We start from the raw sequence: 18,614 nt of genomic DNA, 5'->3' as shown, positions 1-18,614 counted from the left end.
TCGACGGTGCGTGGTTTCGATCATCGATTCGAGTGATATCACTCTGGCGTAATGCCAGATCCAGAAACATCTTTGGCTCTGGATGCAGTTGGCGATCTGATGAATCCTTTGCCGTGAGGCCCGCGGCAAACGCGCGGTGAGTTGGTTCGCGAAATCGGCAAGTGAATTGACCGGAAGTTGGGGGCCACCGCAAATTCTCAGCGACGCGCCATGGCACCGCAGACCCTCGGCGACGAGGCCCGAGGCCTACGCCGCCGCGGGCGTGAACGCCTCCCGCAACATCGCGCACTGGCTGTCGAAAAACGATCGTGACACTTCGGCTTTCGGCACAATCCCGTCGAAACCGTGGAATGCGCCCGGAACCACCTGGACCTGGCAGGGCACGCCTGCGACCTTGAGCCGCTCGGCGTAGGCCAGGTCCTCATCGTGAAACAGATCGAGTGTGCCGACTCCCACCCATGCCGGCGGCAACCCCGCGAGGTCATTGCGTCGCGCCGGGACTGCCACCTCGCGGTCAGCGTCGCCGAGGTAAGCCGACCAACCGAACTTGTTGCTGGACTGGTTCCACAGCCGATGGCCCGGATTGTCGAGATCCTTGCGGTCGACGGTGCGGTCGTCGAGCATCGGATACACCAAAATCTGAGCGGTGAGGGCGATTTCGCCGCGGTCTCGCGTCAGCAGGGCCAGCGCGGCGGCCAACCCGCCACCGGCGCTTGCGCCACCGATTGCCACGCCCGTGGGGTCGACGGCGGGTAGATGGGTCAGCCACTTCAGCGCGGAATAACAGTCCTCGAGCGGCGCGGGGTACGGGTGGTCCGGTGCCAGCCGATAGTCCACCGACGCGACCGTCACTCCGAGTTCGCGTGCAAACCGCCGACACAGCTGGTCGTCCTGCGCCGCGCTTCCGATGACGTATCCGCCACCGTGGATCCACAGCAGCGCGGGCCCTGGACCGCTGGCGCCCTCAGGACGAAACAACCGAACGCCGACGCCCGAACCCAGCGTCAACACCTCGATGTCCTTGGGCGGCGTCCGCCGCCAAAGCAAGCGCTCGGCCGCCCTCATGAACGGCACCGTGACGGGTGTGACCACCTGCTTGGGGATGTAGCGCGCGGCGCGGCGCAGGTCGGGATGGAAATCACTGGTCGGCACCTGACCAGTATTACGGCAACGTCGTCAGGCCGGTACACCGGTCAGTGGGCTGATTACCGTGCCAAGCACGTGCGCACTGCCGCAGCCCGGGGACCCCACGATCGCGATCCGGGTACCCGTGAGCGTGCCGCTGGAGTCCGGCGCCAACGTGTAGGTAACCGTCGCCGGCGCGGAGGAATCACCGCACGTCCAGTCGAAGTGCTGCACGGTCTGCCACGCGTCGCCAGTCCAGCGGAAGTCGAACGGCATGTTGTTGGCCACCAGGCTCGAATGCGCGACACAACCGCTCTTGTCACACGTCGTGTTGAAGTCGACCTCACCCGCAAACGGGATCGCGGGCGCCGGAGAACCGTTGAACGTCTGCCGATCTAGCGCTCGGTTCAAGACATAACGCCCGTTGAGAGGCACGGGGTCACTCGCGCCGGTACGCGACGGGCCGTACGCCGACGGGTCAGCCGACGCCACCCCACAGGTGATCGCCGCCGCGGCTGCGACTCCCAGAGCGACGACCCTTCCCAGCATGGTTCTCAGCATGGCCCCAGTACGGCAGCCGATAAATCGGGTGTTCCCCTATGTCTTTGCCGGACTACTTCAGTAGGGGGTCGCGCGGCAACCCGAGAATCCGTTCGGCGATGGTGTTTCTCGTGATCTCCGACGTGCCGCCGGCGATCGTCATCGCCCGGTTTCCGAGGTAGCTGCGCAGGAGCTTCGGGGATTGCCCGACCACTGCGGCCGTACCGGACAGTGCCATGCCGAGCTCGGTGATGCGCTGGCCGGCCTCGGCCACCAGCAGCTTGGTGACGTTGCCCTCGGGGCCGGGCTCAGCGCCGGCGATGGCGCGGCTCGCGCGGCGCAGGTTCAGCAGCCGCAACGTGTGCGTTTCGGCAATGCACTCGCCTGCGCGCCGCACGTATTGTGCCGAGTTCGGCGCAGCGTCGAGGAGTTTGACGAGGTGATCGGGGCTGAACCCGACCGCGCCGCCCGAGCCACCGCCAATGGAGATGCGCTCGTTGCCCAGCGTTGCCCGCGCCACCAGCCAGCCCTTGTTCACGTCGCCAACCACGTCCTCGTCCGGAACGAAGACGTCGTCGAAGAACACCTCGTTGAAGTGGGCGTCGCCGGTGAGGCCCCGCAGCGGATTGATCGTCACCCCAGGGGCTTTCATGTCGATGGCCATCATCGTCACGCCGGCGTGCTTGGGCGCGTCGGGGTCGGTGCGCACCGTGGCCAGTCCCCACTGGCAGTACTGGGCCAGGCTGGTCCACACCTTCTGACCGGTGACCCGCCAGCCGCCATCGACCTTCTTGGCGGCCGTGCGGACCGCGGCGGCGTCGGAGCCCGCGCCCGGCTCGGAGAACAGCTGGCACCACATCACCTCACCGCGCAACACCGGTTGGACCCAGCGCTCCCGCTGGTCGTCGGTGCCCGCCTGGGCGATGGTGAGCGCCACCCAGCCGGTGATACCCATGTCCGGCCGCTCGATCGGTTTTGATTCCCCGGTCGCTCCGCTCCTGCCCGCCGATCCGAATTCCTCCTCGATGACCAGTTGCTCGAGTACATCGGCCGCCCGGCCCCACGGTTTCGGCCAGTGAGGCACCAGATAGCCGGAGTCGACGAGGAAATCGCGCTGCTTGTCTTCGGGCAGGGACTTCAGCTGGGCCACGGCTTCGCGGGCCTTCGCGCGGTGCTCCTCGGCCTCGGGCGGCAGCGTGAACGACGCGCCGTGCGCCTGTCCGCTGCGTTGGGCTTCCACGACGTCGAGCAGCGGGTCGCCGCCCTCTTCCATCAATGCCGCCAGCGTGCGGGCCCGCCGCAAGTAGAGGTGGGCGTCGTGCTCCCAGGTGAAGCCGATGCCGCCGTGCAGTTGAATGTTGTGCTGCGCGTTGAAGACCTGAGTGCGGATCGCATGTGAAGCGGCGACCGCGGCGGCGAACCAAGCGCTGTCCAGATCGTCGGCGCGGGCGGCATCCCAGGTCGCCGCAGTGGTCTCCTCGGCGTTCACCAGCATGTTCGCGGCGTGGTGCTTGACGGCTTGGAAGGTGCCGATGGTGCGGCCGAACTGCTCGCGCACTTTGGCGTACTCGACGGCCATCTCCAAAGCGGCCCAGCTGACACCCACCGCTTCGGCCGACGCCAGGATCCGAAACACCGTGCGCGCCTTGCGGGCGGCGCCGCGCAGCACGCGGTCTTCGGACACCGACACGCCGCGCAGCGCGACCGATCCAACGCTGCGAGTGGTGTCCATCGGCTCCAGCGCGGTGACGGTTACTCCTTCTGCAGTGCCGTCGACGATCACGAGGTCGTTTCCCGCGATGAGCACCAGCACGTCGGCGTCCGGCGCGCCGAGCACCGCCGGGCTCTCGCCGGTGACCACCAGGTCCGAACCGACGGTGATGCCGCCCGACAGGCCAAGCGCGCCGACGGTGCTGCCATCGGCCAGGCCCGGAAGTAATTGGGCGCGAACGGAATCGGATGCGCAGCGGTCGATCACGACGGCCGTGGCGACGGTGGGCAGGAACGGGCCGGGGCACAGTTCACGGCCTTGCACCTCCAACACCACTGCCAATTCGGCAAGGCCGAAACCCGAGCCGCCGTGCTCCTCGGCGATCGCCAGGCCGTTCCATCCGAGGTCCTTGCCCGCCGACCAGATCTCGGCTGGATGTGCGGACCCGCCCTCGAGGGTCGCGCGGGCTGCAGCGCGGCTGTTCAGCCTGTTCAGCTGCCCGATCGCGGCGTCGGCCAGGTCGTTGTGCTCCTCGGTGATGGCAAGGGCTGACTTACTCACGGTGGAAGTCCTCTTGACGGTTGTTTGACGGTAGTCAAACGAAGCTAACGCTCGTGGGGGTGGCGGCCTATAGACGTGATGCAGGTCACAGATGATCTTGAACATGTCGCGAGTAGACATCTTGGGAATGTTGTCCTTTGCGGGAGCAACTGCGAGGTACGCTCGCGCAATGGCGGTACTACCGGACACCCGGTACCCCGGACCGACGATGTGGACGCGTGCCCGGTGGTTGCTGAACGCCGGCCCGTCCGACTACATGCTCGCGATGAGCGTTGCTTCTGCGTCACTGCCCGTGATCGGGAAACGCCTTGAGCCACTTGGTGCCGTCACCGCGATGGGTATCTGGGGCTACCGTCATCTCCCCGACTTTCTGGGCGCCTCCGCACGCTCCTGGTTCGAGCCGCGCGACGCTGAGTTACGCAAGCGCGAGCGCGACCTGACCCACTCGGTCGCCGACGCCGCGCTGCGCGGTGTCGTACCCGCCGCCGACCTTGCCATCGAGTGGCCCGCGCCCGAGAGTGCGCCACCCCTGTGGAAGGTGCGTGAGCACAGGCGCAGCCTTTACAAGACTTCGGTCCGCTACGGCAGTCATCCGTCGCAGTTGCTCGACGTCTGGCGGCGTAAGGAGCTACCGGCCCAACCTGCGCCGGTGCTGATCTTCGTGCCGGGCGGCGCGTGGGTGCACGGCAGCCGCATGCTGCAGGGATATGCGCTGATGTCGCACCTCGCCGAAAAGGGCTGGGTGTGCCTGTCCATCGACTACCGCGTCGCTCCGCATCACCGCTGGCCCTCGCACATCACCGACGTCAAGACCGCGATCGCCTGGGCACGGGCCAACGTCGACAAGTTCGGCGGTGACCGCAATTTCGTTGCGATCGCAGGATGTTCGGCCGGCGGTCATCTGTCGGCGCTCGCCGGGCTGACCCCCAACGATCCCGAGATGCAGGCCGAACTTCCGGAGGGCTCGGATACGTCGGTCGACGCGGTCGTCGGTATCTACGGCCGCTACGACTGGGAGGACCGGTCCACCGCTGAGCGAGCGCGGTTCGTCGACTTCCTCGAACGCGTCGTGGTCAAACGCAAGATCTCCAAACACCCGGACGTGTTCCGTAAGGCCTCACCGATCGCGCGCGTGCACGCTGACGCACCACCGTTCCTGGTGATCCATGGGACCGGTGACAGCGTCATCCCCGTCGAGCAGGCACGCAGCTTCGTCGAGCGGCTCCGTGCCGCGTCGCGTTCGGTGGTGAGCTACGTGGAGCTGCCTGGCGCGGGCCACGGCTTTGACATGATCGACGGCGCCCGCACCGGCTCGGCGGCAACGGCAATCGGCCTGTTTCTCAACCAGATTCACCGAAACCGGACGCTGAAGAGGGCGAAAGCGGTTATATAAACTCCTCCAGCTAGGAGGAGGCACGGTGAAAAGGCTCCGCGGGTGGGACGCTGTGCTGCTGTACAGCGAGACGCCGAACGTGCACATGCACACCCTCAAGCTGGCGGTGATAGAGATTGACGATCTCGGCGGCCGGAAATTCGGGGTGGAGGAGTTCCGCAAGGTTCTTCACGGCAGGCTCTACAAGCTCGAACCGTTCCGATATCAGCTGATCGAGGTCCCCGGCAAGATCCACCATCCGATGTGGCGGGAGAACTGCGAGGTCGACCTCGACTACCACGTTCGCCCGTACCGTGTGGAGGCTCCCGGCGGCCGGCGCCAGCTCGACGAGGCCGTCGGAAAGATCGCCAGCACACCGCTGGACCGCAGCAGGCCGCTGTGGGAGATGTACTTCATCGAAGGTCTCGCCAATGGCCGAATCGCGGTGCTGGGCAAGATCCATCACGCGCTCGCCGACGGTGTCGCGTCGGCGAACTTGCTGGCGCGCGGCATGGATCTGCAGCAGGGCACGCACGCGGACCGCGATTCGTATGCCACCGACCCGCCGCCGACGAAGGGCGAGCTCCTACGCTCCGCGTTCGCCGACCATGTCCGGTTGGTCGGGCGGCTGCCGGGCACGCTGCGGTACACCGCACAGGGAGTCAAGCGAGTGCGGCAAAGCTCGCGGAAGCTGTCGCCCGAGCTGACTCGGCCGTTCACGCCGCCGCCGACGTTCATGAACCACAAAGTCGATCAGGTCCGCAAGTTCGCGACCACAACGCTGGCATTGGCGGATGTGAAGCAGACGGGCAAGCACCTCGGTGTCACGATCAACGACATGGTGCTGGCGATTTCGGCGGGCGCGCTGCGAAAGTTGTTGCTGCGCTACGACGGTCACGCCGATCATCCGTTATTGGCGTCGGTGCCGGTCAGTTTCGACTTCTCGCCCGACCGCATCTCCGGCAACTACTTCACCGGTGTGCTGGTTGCGCTGCCGACCGACTGCGAGGATCCGCTGGACCGGGTGCGCAATGCCCGCGAAGCGGCGCTGGAGGCCAAGGAGAGTCACCAGCTGATGGGACCGGAGTTGGTCAGCCGATGGTCGGCCTACTTTCCGCCCGCGCCTGCCGAAGCGCTGTTCCGCTGGCTGTCGAACAAGGACGGGCAGAACAAGGTGTTGAACCTTCCGATCTCGAACGTGCCGGGCCCGCGTGAGCACGGCCGCGTCGGCGGGGCACTGGTGACCGAGATCTATTCGGTGGGTCCACTCACCGCCGGCAGCGGCCTGAACATCACCGTGTGGAGCTATGTCGACCAGCTCAACATCTCGGTGCTGTCCGACGGTCGTACCCTGGAGGACCCGCATGAACTCACCGGCGCGATGATCGACTCCTTTGTCGAAATACGCAGGGCTGCAGGGCTTCCCGAAGAGCTCACGGTCGTCGAGAAAGCTATGGCGCCGTAGCCCTTGCATGAGCAGACGCAAAAGGCCGCGACACGCCGAGGTTATGGCACCCTTTGCGTCCGCTCGCGCTCAACTTGGCGAGTCGCGTGCACCCAGGACAAGAACTCTTCGACGGCGCGCGCCGTGTAGTGCCCCCGCGGCGATCCGTAGTAAAAGTCGAACGCGTGCTGGGCATGCGGGATCTCGGCGTATGCGACGACGGACGTCGACGTATTCCGCATCGCGTCGGCGAAGTCGCGTCCTTCGTGGACTGGGATGATCGAGTCGTCCTGCCCGTGCAAGATGAAAAACGGTGGTGCGTCGGGGCGTATCCGTCTGATGGATGACGCGTCGACATATATCTGCCGGTGCTCGACGAACCGCTTCTTCACCACGAACTTCTGCAGAAACGCGATGAATTCCTTTCGTCCGGAGCCCTTGGTGGTGAACCAGTCGTAGCGGCCGTAGATCGGAACCGCCGCGACCACCGAGGTGTCGGCATCCTCGAATCCGGGCTGGTACTGCGGGTCATCGGGCGTAAGCGCGGCCAGCGAGCAGAGATGACCTCCGGCCGAGCCGCCGGTGATCGCGACGAAGTCCGGATCACCTCCATAGTCGGCGATGTTCTCTTTGATCCAGGCCAGTGCGCGCTTGACGTCGACGATGTGATCGGGCCAGGTGTGGCGGGGGCTGACGCGGTAGTCGATGGACACGCATATCCATCCGCGTTCGGCGAGATGGCTAAGCAGGGGATACGCCTGTGGCCGCCGCATGCCGATCGCCCACGCACCGCCCGGCACTTGCAACAGCACCGGCGCCTTGCCATCGCGGGGAAGGTCTGAGCGGCGCCAGATGTCAGCCAAGTTCACCCGCGGGTGTGGACCGTATTGGACCGTGCTGGCCTTCTCCACATATCGCCGACGGATCAACTCGTTGGGCCACACGCCGATCATCCGGCGTCGGCGGGCGGGTTGCGATTGCGCGGCGATCTCTTCGTAGTCGTCGCCCAACGCTTCGCGCAGCGGTTCTTCGAAGGACGGCTCCGACGCCACGTTGCGGCGGTGAATCAACCACAGCAGCGCCCACGCGATGACGGTGAGAACCAGGGCAATTCGTCCTCGCGCACCGCGAAAGTCGCCGCGCAAACCGCGACGCAGCGCGTCGAGCATCGACCCGGCCAGATACAGCGGCGACATCTCGGTGGTGGGCCAACCGAACGCGAACACCGGAATCGTGATGTAGCCCTCGCGGCCCAGCGGTTGCACACCGTTGGCCGCATTGGCGAGTTCGGCCACCGCCCGCAGCAGCGGAAAGTGGCGCCTACCCATGGCTGGCGCGGGCCTGCAGGTCGCGGCGGACGATCTTGCCGGTGCTGCCGCGGGGCAGCTCATCGAGGATCGTGATATCTCGTGGCACTTTGTAATTGGCCAAATTCTCTCGAACGTGTTGTTTCAGTCCGTCGGGTGTAGCCGAAGCGCCGTCAGTCAAAACCACGAACGCGGCCAGCCGCTGTCCGAACTGTTCGTCGTCGACCCCGATCACCGATGCCTCGGCCACATCGGGATGGGCGGCCAGGGTCTTCTCGACCTCGATCGGATAGACGTTCTCGCCGCCGGAGACGATCATCTCGTCGTCGCGGCCGACCACGAACAGCCGCCCGGCGCCATCGAAGTAACCGACATCGCCCGACGACATGAAGCCCTCATGAAAGTCCTTGGTCTTACCCGAGGTATATCCGTCGAACTGGCTGGAGTTGCGGACGTAGATGCTGCCGACCTCACCGCCGGGCACTTCGTTGAAATCGGCGTCCAGAATGCGAATTTCGGTACCGCCGGCGGGCTTGCCGGCGGTGTCGGGCGCGGCCCGCAGATCCTGCGGGGTCGCGGTGGCGATCATCCCGGCTTCGGTGGCGTTGTAATTGTTGTAGATCACGTCGCCGAACTGGTCCATGAACTTGACGACGACGTCGGGCCGCATGCGTGATCCCGACGCCGCGGCGAACCGCAGCGACCGCCCGCTGTACTTGTTGCGCACCTCATCCGGCAGCTCCATGATTCGGTCGAACATCACCGGCACCACGCACAGCCCCGTCGCGTTGTGCCGGTCGATGAGTTCGAGCGTGGCCTCGGGGTCGAACTTGCGACGGGTGACGACGGTGCACGCCATCGATGCCGCGAACACGAGCTGCGAGAAACCCCAGGCGTGGAACATCGGTGCCGCTATGACGACAGGCTCCTCGGCGCGCCATGGGGTGCGATCCAGGATCGCTTTCAGGATGCCCGGGCCGCCGTCGGAGCCCCCGGAGTGCTTGGCGCCCTTCGGACTTCCCGTGGTTCCGGACGTCAGCAGGATGACCTTGTTCTTGGTTGTCGACCGCTGCGGCTCGCGGCGGGCATGCTCGGCGATCAACTTCTCGACCGTCAGACTGCCCTGCGGCCCGTCGGTCCAGGCGAGGATGCGCGTCGCGTCAGGTTTGTCGGCCAGTGCGCGGTCGACCGTTTCGGTGAACTCCACGTCGTAGATGACCGCGTCCACGCTTTCGCGCTGCACGACCTCGGCCAGCGCTGGCCCCGCGAACGACGTGTTCAGCAGCAGCACGTCGGCACCGATCCGGTTGGCGGCGATCAGCGACTCGACGAAGCCGCGGTGGTTGCGCGCCATGATCCCGAGGACGTGCGGGGTCTTGGGCAGTGCTTGCAGCCCGGCGGCCAATGCATCGGCGCGTTGGTCAATTTCGCGCCAGGTGAGCGTGCCGAGTTCGTCGACGAGACCGGGGCGATCAGGGCAGCGCTGCGCGGCTGCGGCGAATCCCGATGTGATGCCCATGTTTTCGCGCTGCATCGCCGCGGCGATCCGCAGGTACTTGTCGGGCCGCATCGGCGCGAGCAGCCGGGCGCGTCCCATCGTCGCGACGATGCCGAGCGTTTCCGTGAGCCGGTCGGTGATGGCCATGGGTCTTAGCCAAGCACAGGGAGCCTGCGCTCCTTGGCCAGTTCGTCGAGGGCCCGTTGCATGACGTGTCGAACGTGGGCGTCGACCTCGTCGATGTCGGGATCCTCACCGAACTCGGCGATGATGTCGATCGGCGGCAGCACCCGCATGACGATCTTGGCGGGTAGAGGAATGTTGGGAGGGATCACCACGCTCAGGCCGAACGGGAACCCGAAGGAAATCGGCACGATCTTTGTGCGCGCCAAGCGTGCGATCGGCCCAAGTCGTTCTGCCAGCCACGTGCCGCGGGAGAGGAAAATCTGTGTCTGCTGGCCGCCGATACCGACCGTCGGCACGATCGGCACCCCGGCGTTCAGCGCCGCTTTCACGTAACCGGTGCGGCCGCCGAAGTCGATCTTGTTCTCCGAGAGCGTCGGGCGGTACACGTCGTAGTCGCCGCCAGGGAATACCACGACGAGGCCGCCGGAGCGCAGCGCCTCATCGGCGTTTTCGTGGTTGGCGCTGATGTAGCCGATCCGCCTGAAGAACTCTCCCGTGGGCCCGGTCATCAGCATGTCGTGGCTCAACGTGTACAGCGGACGGTCATAGCCGTGCTGGTCGTAGAAGTGTGCCGCGAGGATCGGAACATCCATCGGCAATATCCCACCGGAGTGGTTACTCACCAGCAGTGCGCCACCGGACGGCATGTTGTCGAGCCCTCGCACTTCCGATCGGAAGTAGCGCGTGAGGAACGGCCGGGTGATGCCCATGACGCGCTCGGTGAGCCCGGGATCCCACTTGGTGATCTCCGACGGCTCGGTACGGGTCGAGGCCATGGGGTCCCCCCTCAAAATTAGAACGTGTTCTAGTTATGGTACCTGAGCCGCTTGTCTTTGGTATGTCTCAACGCATCCCAATTCGCCGTTCGTCACGGGCCTGACGGCCGCACTCGTCACCGATGACGCGCGCTGGAATATGCGTGGGCGCAATCTCGCCATCCACAGCGGCGGCGAGACCGAACGGATTCGCTTCGACACCGCGGCCCAAGTGCTCGCCGCGCTGACCGATCGCTTCGGTATCAACATGGCCGACCTCGGTGATCGCGCCGACGTCGAAAAGCGTGTGACCGAGGTGCTAGACGCCTAGCCGTGGCCGGGCAGGCCGTGTCGCCGGACGAATTCCCGTGACTTGACCAGGAATTCGACCTCCGCCGCTACTTCCAGCAACGGGTCGACGGTCCGCGTGGACCGGCACAGCACCACTGCGCCCTCGAGCGACGCGATGCAGATGACGGCCAACGACGCAGCGCAGGGCTCGTCGAAGCCGTCGCTGACAAATGCACGGGTGAGCGCTGCGCGCCAGCGGCGGAAGATGCCGCCCGCGACGGTCGTCAGCTGTGGTTCGTCGTCGGCCGAGCCGATCGCTGCGGCCACCACGGGGCAGCCGGCGGTGAAGTCGCTCTCGACAAGCAGGTCACCCCAGAATTCGACGAAGTGATTGACGAGATACATTCCGCCCTTGCCGGCGGCGTCGTCGATGAGCTCGGTCAGGGTGTCGCCTGCATACTGCAGCGCCTCGGTCAGGATCTGATTGCGGCCCTCGGGAAAGTGGTAGTACACCGACCCGCGCGGCGCACCGCTGCGGGCGAGCACCTCGTCGATCGTGACGCCGGCCGCGCCGCGCTCACGCATCACCTCCGCGGCGCTGACCAACATGTTGATCCGCGTCGAGCCGCGTTTGGTCGGGGTCTTGGTCGTCGGAGACAGAACGAAACCTCCAGCGTGCGATCAGGCCGCGCGCGTATGGCGAAGCTGCGATGGAAGCCGGCTGATAGTGCGCGGGCTGAAGCGGAAGATCGATCGGCGACCGACATTGCGCGTGAACCGGCGGCCGGCGAAGTTGACCTCAACGATCCACATCGGTGCCTCCCTAACTATGGTCGTTAGCATAGAAGCTGCAACACATGTGCGCAATTAATGTATTCCCCATCACAGTATTCGCCTGGTGAACCACGGCATCTAGCTGATCTACGGGATACCGGCATCCCTGCTGATTATGGTATTTCACATAATTGGTCCCGATCCCAGCTCAGCGGCCCAAACCCGCCGTAGGCTGACAGCAACGGCCAAGGAAAGCGGGTCCCGTCATGACCCACAAATCGCGTTTATGCAGGTCGATGGTGATCGGCTGGTTTGCCGCGGTGGCCCTATCGGCTCCGATTGCGAGCGCCGAACCGACAGACAACGGTTACAACGGCGCGCCGACCATCGTCTCCGGCGGCCCGATCCCCACCATGAACGGCGTGCCCTGCATTGGCGGACACTTCGGAACCTGCGTCGGGTTCGCCCAGAACCAGCCGACGCCAAGGCAGCCCACATCCATCGTCGGCCACAGTCCCACGGTCGGTCGATAGCCACGGAAGGCTCCGCCCATGGGCCACTACAAGAGCAACGTGCGCGATCTCGAGTTCAACCTCTTCGAGGTGCTCGACCTCGAGAAGGTGCTGGCGAGCGGTGAGTTCGGCGATCTGGACGGCGAATCCGTGCGTCAGATGCTTGAAGAGGCGTCGCGGCAGGCCGAGGGGCCACTGGCGGAATCCTTCGCCGAAGGTGACCGCAACCCGCCTACCTTCGACCCGAAGACCCACGTCGTCATCCTTCCTGAGTCAGTGAAAACCTCGATCCGCACTTGGCTCGACGGGGAATGGTTCCGCGTCGGCCTCGACGAAGATCTCGACGGCGTGCCGGCACCGTCGATGCTGACCTGGGCCATCAACGAACTGGCCCTAGGCGCGCATCCCGCTGCGTTCATGACCCTGGCCGGTCCGCCCTTAGCTGACGTGCTCTACGGCATCGGCAACGCGGAGCAACGGCACTGGGCCTCGCTGATGATCGATCACCGGTGGGGCGCCACCATGGTGTTGACCGAGCCCGACGCCGGATCCGACGTCGGCGCCGGACGCACCAAAGCGATCCAGCAGCCTGACGGCACCTGGCACCTCGACGGAGTCAAACGGTTCATCACCAATGGCGACAGCGACGACCTGTTCGACAACATTGTCCACCTGGTGCTCGCGAGGCCGGAAGGCGCCGGGCCCGGGACCAAAGGCCTGAGCCTGTTCGTCGTACCCAAGTACCTTTTTGACTCCCAGACCGGTGAAATAGGTGAGCGCAACGGCGTTTTCGTGACCGGCCTCGAACACAAGATGGGCCTCAAGGCATCGACCACTTGTGAACTGACCTTCGGTCAGCATGGTGTGCCCGCCGTCGGCTGGCTGGTCGGTGACTCACACAACGGCATCGCGCAGATGTTCAACGTGATCGAATATGCGCGAATGCTGGTGGGCACCAAGGCGATCGCGACACTGTCGACTGGATATCTGAACGCGTTGGAGTACGCGAAGACCCGCGTGCAGGGCGCCGACCTGGCGCAGATGACCGACAAGGCGGCACCGCGCGTGACCATCGTCCACCATCCCGACGTGCGACGGGCACTGTTGACGCAGAAGGCTTACGCCGAGGGTTTACGAGCCCTCTACTTCTACACCGCCGCCCATCAGGATGCCGTCGTCGCGAAAATGGTGTCGCACGCCGACGCTGAAATGGCCCATCGGGTCAACGATTTGCTGCTGCCGATCGTCAAGGGCGTGGGCTCAGAACGCGCCTACCAATGCCTCACCGAATCGCTGCAGACCCTGGGTGGCTCCGGCTTCTTACAGGACTATCCCATCGAGCAGTACATCCGCGACGCCAAGATCGACTCGCTCTACGAAGGCACCACCGCGATCCAGGCGCAGGACTTCTTCTTCCGCAAGATCGCCCGCGACCAAGGTCGCGCACTACACCATGTTGTGGGCCACATCCAGCAGTTCCTCGGCAGCGACAGTGCGCGGCCTGAATTGGCCGACACCCGGACACTGCTCGCTACCGCGCTGGCAGATCTTCAGAGCATGGTCACTACGATGACCGGATACCTGATCGGCTCACAGGAGAACGCCCGCGAACTGTATCGCCTTGGGCTGGAGGCTGTTCCGTTCCTGCTTGCCGTCGGCGATCTGCTCATCGGGTGGCTACTGCTGCAGCACGCGGAGATCGCCCTGGCGGCGCTCGATGGCGACGTCAGTAGCAAAGACCGCGCGTTCTACAGCGGAAAGGTCGCGGCGGCAAAGTTTTTCGCGAAGAACGTACTGCCGCGGTTGACCGCCGAACGCAAGATCATCGAGGGTGTCGACCTCTCGGTCATGGACCTGCGTGAGGAAGCCTTCTAACCGTTACTTCAGCGAGCAGACGCAAACCTGCCCATTTTCGGCGAATTTAAGGCAGTTTTGCGTCTGCTCGCGCAGAAGGGCTGCTCGCGCAGAAGGGTCTAGACCTCCGGCGTAAAACCGAACGGCAGCAGGATGCTCTTGGCCTCGCAGTACTGCTCGATGCCCTCCGGGCCGTTCTCGCGTCCGATGCCGGAGTTCTTGTACCCGCCGAACGGTGCGCCGGGATCGAAGGCATACATGTTGACCGCGTAGGTGCCGGTCCGGATTTTCTTGGCGATCTCGACGGCCTTCGGGAAGTCGGAAGTGAACACGCTGCCGGCCAACCCGTACACCGAGTCGTTGGCGATGCGGATCGCGTCGTCTTCGGTATCGAAGGGGATGATCGCCAGCACCGGTCCGAAGATCTCCTCCTGGGCAATCGTCATCGAGTTGTCGACATCGGCGAAGACCGTCGGCTGTACGAACCAGCCGCTGTCGAGGCCGTCGGGTCGGCCGCCACCGGTCACGATGCGCGCGCCCTCCTCGACGCCCTTCTTGATGTAGCCCTCGACGCGCTCACGCTGCTTCTCCGAGATCAGCGGGCCGATCATCGACGCCGGATCGTCGGGAAGGCCGACGGGCATCGCTGCGACGGCGCCGGCCACCTTCTCGACGACCTCGTCGTAACGTGACCGCGGCGCGAGGATACGGGTCTGCCCCACACAGGCCTGCCCGCAGTTCATCAGGCCGGAGAAGACCAGCATCGGCAGCGTGGAATCCAGGTCGGCATCCTCGAGGATGATCGCCGCGGACTTGCCGCCGAGCTCGAGCGTGCACGGCTTGAGCTTCTCGGCGGCGAGCTTGCCGATCTCCTTGCCGACCGCCGAGCTGCCGGTGAACGTGAACTTGTCGAGTTCGGGGTTGTTGGTCAGCGCGCGGCCGGTCTCGGGGCCGCCGGGGACCACCGACAGCACGCCCTCGGGCAGGCCGGCCTCGGCGAACACATCCGCCAAAGCGTTGGTACTCAAGGGCGTTTCGGCGGCGGGCTTGAGCACGACGGTGCAGCCGGCCAGCAGCGCCGGGCCGAGCTTGTTGACGGCCAGGAACAGCGGCACGTTCCACGCGACCACCGCGCCGACCACGCCGACGGGCTCCTTCGTCACCAGGGTCTGGCCGTAGATGCCGTCGCGAATCTCGTTCCACGTGTACTTGTCGGCCGCGCCGGCGTAGAACTGCAGCGTCGACACCGAAGCGCCGTACTGCATTATGTCGACGATCGTCGGCGGCTGTCCCGTCTCCAGCTTGAGCAGGTGCTTGAACAGATCGGCGCGATCCTCCAGCAGCTTGAGTGCGCGGCCGATCACCGCGGCGCGCTCCGCGGGAGGCGTGGTGGGCCACGGACCTTCGTCGAACGCCTTGCGGGCGGCGGCGCAGGCGGCGTTCACGTCGGCCTTTGCGGCCATCGGGACCTGCCCGACCTTGTCACCCGTTGCGGGCGAGAACACCTCGATGACCTCGGAGGTCGAGGGTTCGACCCACCTGCCGCCGATGAACAGCTGGTCGTACTCGGTCTTATAAGCCGTGGCTTGCCCTGTTTCTAAGCCCTGTGTCATGAGCGTCACATTACCCAGAACCGGGCGAAACGAGAACCTGTTCCAGTTCGGTACTTGGCGGTGGCCGCAAGACGAGCACCAGATTGCTCACGAGGAACTCCCGCAGCAGCGGCGTCTTCGTCATCCACCACGCCCATCGTGGGTGGTAGCGGGGAAATGCCGCCACAAGTGCCCCGGTGCTCGCGGCCCAATCCAGGCCGTCCCTCACGGACACCTCGAAGAGTGACGATCCGTAGTTGTTCTTGGCCGGATGGCCATGCTTGCGGGTGTAGCGGCGGGCCGCCCGGGCACCGCCCAGGTAATGCGTCAGACCCATCTCGTGCCCGCCGAACGGGCCAAGCCACACCGTGTACGACAGCACCGCCAGGCCGCCGGGCCTGGTGACCCGCAGCATCTCGCGGCCCAGCCGCCACGGTTGCGGCACATGTTCGGCGACGTTCGACGACAGGCAGATATCGACGCTGGCGTCGGCGAACGGCAATGCCATGCCCGAGGCCCGCACGTACGTTGTGCCAGCATCGGAAGCCGCAGGGCCGTCGTGCATCTCGGCCGGGTCGGGCTCGACGCCGATGTAAGTCATGCCGACATCGGCGAACGATTCCGCGAAATAGCCTGGCCCGCCGCCGACGTCGAGCAGCGTCCGTCCCGCCGGTGAGGTGGCGGTGGCCGCGCGCCACAAGTCGGTGACCATGGCGGCGGTGTCCTCGGCCAGCGCGCCGTAGAACCGGGCCGGGTCGCGCTGCTCGTAGCGGAACTGGCTGAGCAGCCGCAGCGACCGGGACAGCGTCGCCCGCCGGGCGAAGAGTTCGGTCACGGCCATCAGGCCGACCCTAGCCAGCGGCTAGTCTGGTCCGGATGTCTGCCCGACCCGTGCGTTCCGTGTTGCTGCTGTGCTGGCGGGACACCAGCCACCCCCAAGGCGGCGGCAGCGAGGCATATCTGGAGCGCATCGGCGCACAGCTGGCCGAATCCGGCGTGAGGGTCACTCTGCGCACCGCCCGCTTTCCCGGCGCACCGCGCCGGGAAGTCCGGGACGGCGTGCAGATCAGCCGCGCAGGCGGCCGCTACTCGATCTACATCTGGGCGGGGCTCGCGATGGTCGCGGCGCGGATCGGTCTTGGTCCGCTGCGGCGGGTGCGGCCGGACGTGGTCATCGACACCCAGAACGGCTTGCCGTTCATGGCCCGTCTCGCGTTCGGCCGACGGGTGGCGGTGCTGGTGCACCACTGTCACCGCGAACAGTGGCCGGTGGCCGGTCCGGTGATGGGCAGGGTCGGCTGGTACGTCGAATCGAAGCTGTCGCCGCGGGTACACCGCCGCAACCAGTACGTGACGGTGTCGCTGCCGTCCGCACGGGATCTGACCGACCTCGGCGTAAACCCGAACCACATCGCGGTCGTGCGTAATGGCCTCGACGAGGCGCCGTCGCACACGTTGGCTGTGCCGCCATCGGCCACGCCACGGGTCGCCGTGCTGTCGAGGCTGGTGCCGCACAAGCAGATCGAGGACGCGCTGGACGCCGTGGCCGAGCTGCGGCCGCGGATGCCGGACCTTCACCTGGACATCCTCGGCGGCGGCTGGTGGGAACAGCGGCTCGTCGAGCATGCCGCGTTGCTGGGCATCTCCGATGCGGTGACGTTTCACGGTCACGTCGATGACGACACCAAACACCATGTACTGCAACAGTGCTGGGTTCACGTGCTGCCGTCACGCAAAGAGGGCTGGGGCTTGGCCGTCATCGAGGCCGCGCAGCATTCGGTGCCGACCATCGGGTATCGGTCATCCGGCGGGCTGAGCGATTCGATCGTCGACGGCGTCACCGGACTGCTGGTCGACGATCACGAGGGGCTGGTCGACGCGCTTGAGCGGCTGCTGTCCGATCAGGTACTCCGAGAGCAGCTCGGCGCGAAGGCGCAGACCCGCAGCGGCGAATTCTCTTGGCGCCAAAGCGCCGAGGCGATGCGCACCGTGCTGGAGTCCATGCACGCCGGTCGCATCGTCAGCGGCGTCGTCTAGTCGCCAGAACCCCCAGCGCTAGCAGGCTGCCGAGCAGCAATCCGAGCCACACGAAATGCGCGGCCAGCACAATGCCGCGGCCCGACGCGGCCGGATGGTCACCGCCCACCCGATACAGCGTCAGGTCGTCATCGTGGTAGGCCACCGGCAGGGCCAGCTTCGGCGGCGACCATCCTGTGGCCCAATTGTTTTCGACGACCACCCAGCCGACGCCCGCATCGGCAAGCTTGTCGCGATCCGCGCCGTTCAGCAGCAGTTGCTGCACACCTCGCGCGCGTTCGCCCTCGCCGGGCACCGTGCGGCCGCCGATCGTCAAGTCCCCAGTGGTCAGCACATCGGCTCGCACCCAACGTGGCAGGGGATCAAGCACCGGCACATCACCGGTCCACGCGAATTGTCGCAACGAATCCACGGGCAGCACCGCCACCGGACGCGGATCGGCGTTGATCGTCTGCGCGACGGTCGTCCATCCGGACGGGTACTGCACCGCGGATACCTTGCCGCCGACTCCCCAAGCCAAGTCCGGCAATGTTGCCACCAGAGCCGCGCAGCAGACCAATGCCGTTGCCGCCGAGGGAAGCCGGGGCCGTAACGTGACCACGGCGGCCGCGCCCGCCAACGAATAGCCCGGCACCGCCAACGCCACCCACTTCTGCGCGTCACGCACCACGCCGAGGCCCGGCATCGCCCGAACCGTCGCTTCGACGAACGCCAAACCCGGCCCGGTCGCCATCGCCGCGGGCGCCACCACCGCCACGGTCGCCAGAATCAGCAGCGGTACCGCCACCGGACGGCGCACCACGACAGGCAATCCCAGCGCGACGACACCCAGTAGCACCACCGCCGACGCGATCGCGAAAACAGCTGTACGCGAAGCGGGTACGGCGTCGGCGTTCCAGATGCCGCCAAGGCCGGCCAGGCTGGCCAGTGTGCCGAGTCCGGGTTCCGCCCGCGCCGCGAACGCCGTCACGCCTTCGGCTTGCGACGACGACAACGAATCGGAGACGGCCGCCGCTACCAGCCACGGCAGTGCTACCAACAGCGCTGCGCCCAAG

At 65.9% G+C, this 18,614-nt stretch carries 14 protein-coding genes and 2 pseudogenes; 5 read left to right on the top strand and 11 right to left on the bottom strand.

Features of this window, described 5'->3' with window-relative positions:
- Nucleotides 1–246: 246 nt before the first annotated feature.
- The 3 genes from VJV41_RS07990 to VJV41_RS07980 all read right to left on the bottom strand — a co-directional run bounded on the left by VJV41_RS07990 (nt 247) and on the right by VJV41_RS07980 (nt 3,937).
- On the bottom strand, nt 247–1,152 hold the full coding sequence (locus VJV41_RS07990; RefSeq protein ID WP_325332760.1) for an alpha/beta hydrolase: 906 nt from the start codon (nt 1,150–1,152) through the stop codon (nt 247–249).
- A gap of 24 nt (nt 1,153–1,176) precedes the next feature.
- The gene (locus VJV41_RS07985; protein ID WP_325332759.1) at nt 1,177–1,674 is read right to left on the bottom strand and encodes a hypothetical protein; all 498 of its coding nucleotides are present in this window, start codon (nt 1,672–1,674) and stop codon (nt 1,177–1,179) included.
- Nucleotides 1,675–1,738: 64 nt separating this feature from the next.
- On the bottom strand, nt 1,739–3,937 hold the full coding sequence (locus VJV41_RS07980) for an acyl-CoA dehydrogenase (RefSeq protein ID WP_325332758.1): 2,199 nt from the start codon (nt 3,935–3,937) through the stop codon (nt 1,739–1,741).
- 169 nt (nt 3,938–4,106) lie between these two features.
- Between VJV41_RS07980 and VJV41_RS07975 the strand changes: the two genes are divergently transcribed.
- Nucleotides 4,107–5,330: an alpha/beta hydrolase gene (locus tag VJV41_RS07975; RefSeq protein WP_325332757.1), complete on the top strand. Its 1,224-nt coding sequence runs from the start codon at nt 4,107–4,109 to the stop codon at nt 5,328–5,330.
- Nucleotides 5,331–5,355: 25 nt separating this feature from the next.
- Entirely contained in the window at nt 5,356–6,774 is a 1,419-nt protein-coding gene (locus VJV41_RS07970) for a wax ester/triacylglycerol synthase family O-acyltransferase (protein ID WP_325332756.1), read from the top strand.
- A gap of 41 nt (nt 6,775–6,815) precedes the next feature.
- On the opposite strand, the gene VJV41_RS07965 is transcribed toward VJV41_RS07970, so the two are convergent.
- The 3 genes from VJV41_RS07965 to VJV41_RS07955 are packed head-to-tail and all read right to left on the bottom strand — an operon-like array spanning nt 6,816 to nt 10,520.
- Nucleotides 6,816–8,081, bottom strand: a complete 1,266-nt coding sequence (locus VJV41_RS07965) for an alpha/beta hydrolase (protein WP_325332755.1) — start codon at nt 8,079–8,081, stop codon at nt 6,816–6,818.
- Nucleotides 8,074–9,705 carry an acyl-CoA ligase FadD12 gene (gene fadD12 / locus VJV41_RS07960; protein WP_325332754.1) on the bottom strand — a complete coding sequence of 544 codons (1,632 nt, stop codon included), beginning with the start codon at nt 9,703–9,705 and terminating at the stop codon, nt 8,074–8,076. The genes VJV41_RS07965 and fadD12 overlap by 8 nt, the downstream gene beginning before the upstream one ends.
- Nucleotides 9,706–9,710: 5 nt before the next feature.
- A complete protein-coding gene (locus VJV41_RS07955; protein WP_325332753.1) occupies nt 9,711–10,520 on the bottom strand; it encodes a lysophospholipid acyltransferase family protein in 810 nt (269 codons plus the stop codon).
- 58 nt (nt 10,521–10,578) lie between these two features.
- Between VJV41_RS07955 and VJV41_RS07950 the strand changes: the two are divergent.
- Nucleotides 10,579–10,830 (top strand): annotated as a pseudogene (locus tag VJV41_RS07950) (arylamine N-acetyltransferase); the annotation flags it as partial.
- Here the strand turns inward: VJV41_RS07950 and VJV41_RS07945 are convergent.
- Together VJV41_RS07945 and VJV41_RS07940 are read right to left on the bottom strand one after the other, a co-directional pair.
- Nucleotides 10,827–11,399, bottom strand: a complete 573-nt coding sequence (locus VJV41_RS07945) for a TetR/AcrR family transcriptional regulator (protein WP_325332752.1) — start codon at nt 11,397–11,399, stop codon at nt 10,827–10,829. The pseudogene VJV41_RS07950 and the gene VJV41_RS07945 sit on opposite strands and share 4 nt — an antisense overlap.
- A gap of 532 nt (nt 11,400–11,931) precedes the next feature.
- On the bottom strand, nt 11,932–12,084 hold the full coding sequence (locus VJV41_RS07940; RefSeq protein WP_325332751.1) for a hypothetical protein: 153 nt from the start codon (nt 12,082–12,084) through the stop codon (nt 11,932–11,934).
- A gap of 31 nt (nt 12,085–12,115) precedes the next feature.
- Between VJV41_RS07940 and VJV41_RS07935 the strand changes: the two genes are divergently transcribed.
- On the top strand, nt 12,116–13,951 hold the full coding sequence (locus VJV41_RS07935) for an acyl-CoA dehydrogenase (RefSeq protein ID WP_325332750.1): 1,836 nt from the start codon (nt 12,116–12,118) through the stop codon (nt 13,949–13,951).
- Between the two features lie 98 nt (nt 13,952–14,049).
- Here the strand turns inward: VJV41_RS07935 and VJV41_RS07930 are convergent, their stop codons facing one another.
- Together VJV41_RS07930 and VJV41_RS07925 are read right to left on the bottom strand one after the other, a co-directional pair.
- Nucleotides 14,050–15,543 (bottom strand): aldehyde dehydrogenase, encoded by a 1,494-nt coding sequence (locus tag VJV41_RS07930; protein ID WP_325332749.1) that lies wholly within the window; start codon nt 15,541–15,543, stop codon nt 14,050–14,052.
- A 10-nt stretch (nt 15,544–15,553) separates the two neighbouring features.
- Entirely contained in the window at nt 15,554–16,363 is an 810-nt protein-coding gene (locus tag VJV41_RS07925) for a class I SAM-dependent methyltransferase (RefSeq protein ID WP_325332748.1), read from the bottom strand.
- A 35-nt stretch (nt 16,364–16,398) separates the two neighbouring features.
- Between VJV41_RS07925 and VJV41_RS07920 the strand changes: the two genes are divergently transcribed.
- Nucleotides 16,399–17,559 (top strand): glycosyltransferase family 4 protein, encoded by a 1,161-nt coding sequence (locus VJV41_RS07920; protein ID WP_325332747.1) that lies wholly within the window; start codon nt 16,399–16,401, stop codon nt 17,557–17,559.
- Here the strand turns inward: VJV41_RS07920 and VJV41_RS07915 are convergent.
- Nucleotides 17,543–18,614: pseudogene (locus VJV41_RS07915) on the bottom strand (hypothetical protein); the annotation flags it as partial. The gene VJV41_RS07920 and the pseudogene VJV41_RS07915 sit on opposite strands and share 17 nt — an antisense overlap.

The organism is Mycobacterium sp. (genome assembly GCF_035274705.1).
Lineage (GTDB): Bacteria > Actinomycetota > Actinomycetes > Mycobacteriales > Mycobacteriaceae > Mycobacterium.
Note: the sequence above shows the minus strand (reverse complement) of the source record. Positions and strands in the feature narration are given on the sequence as shown.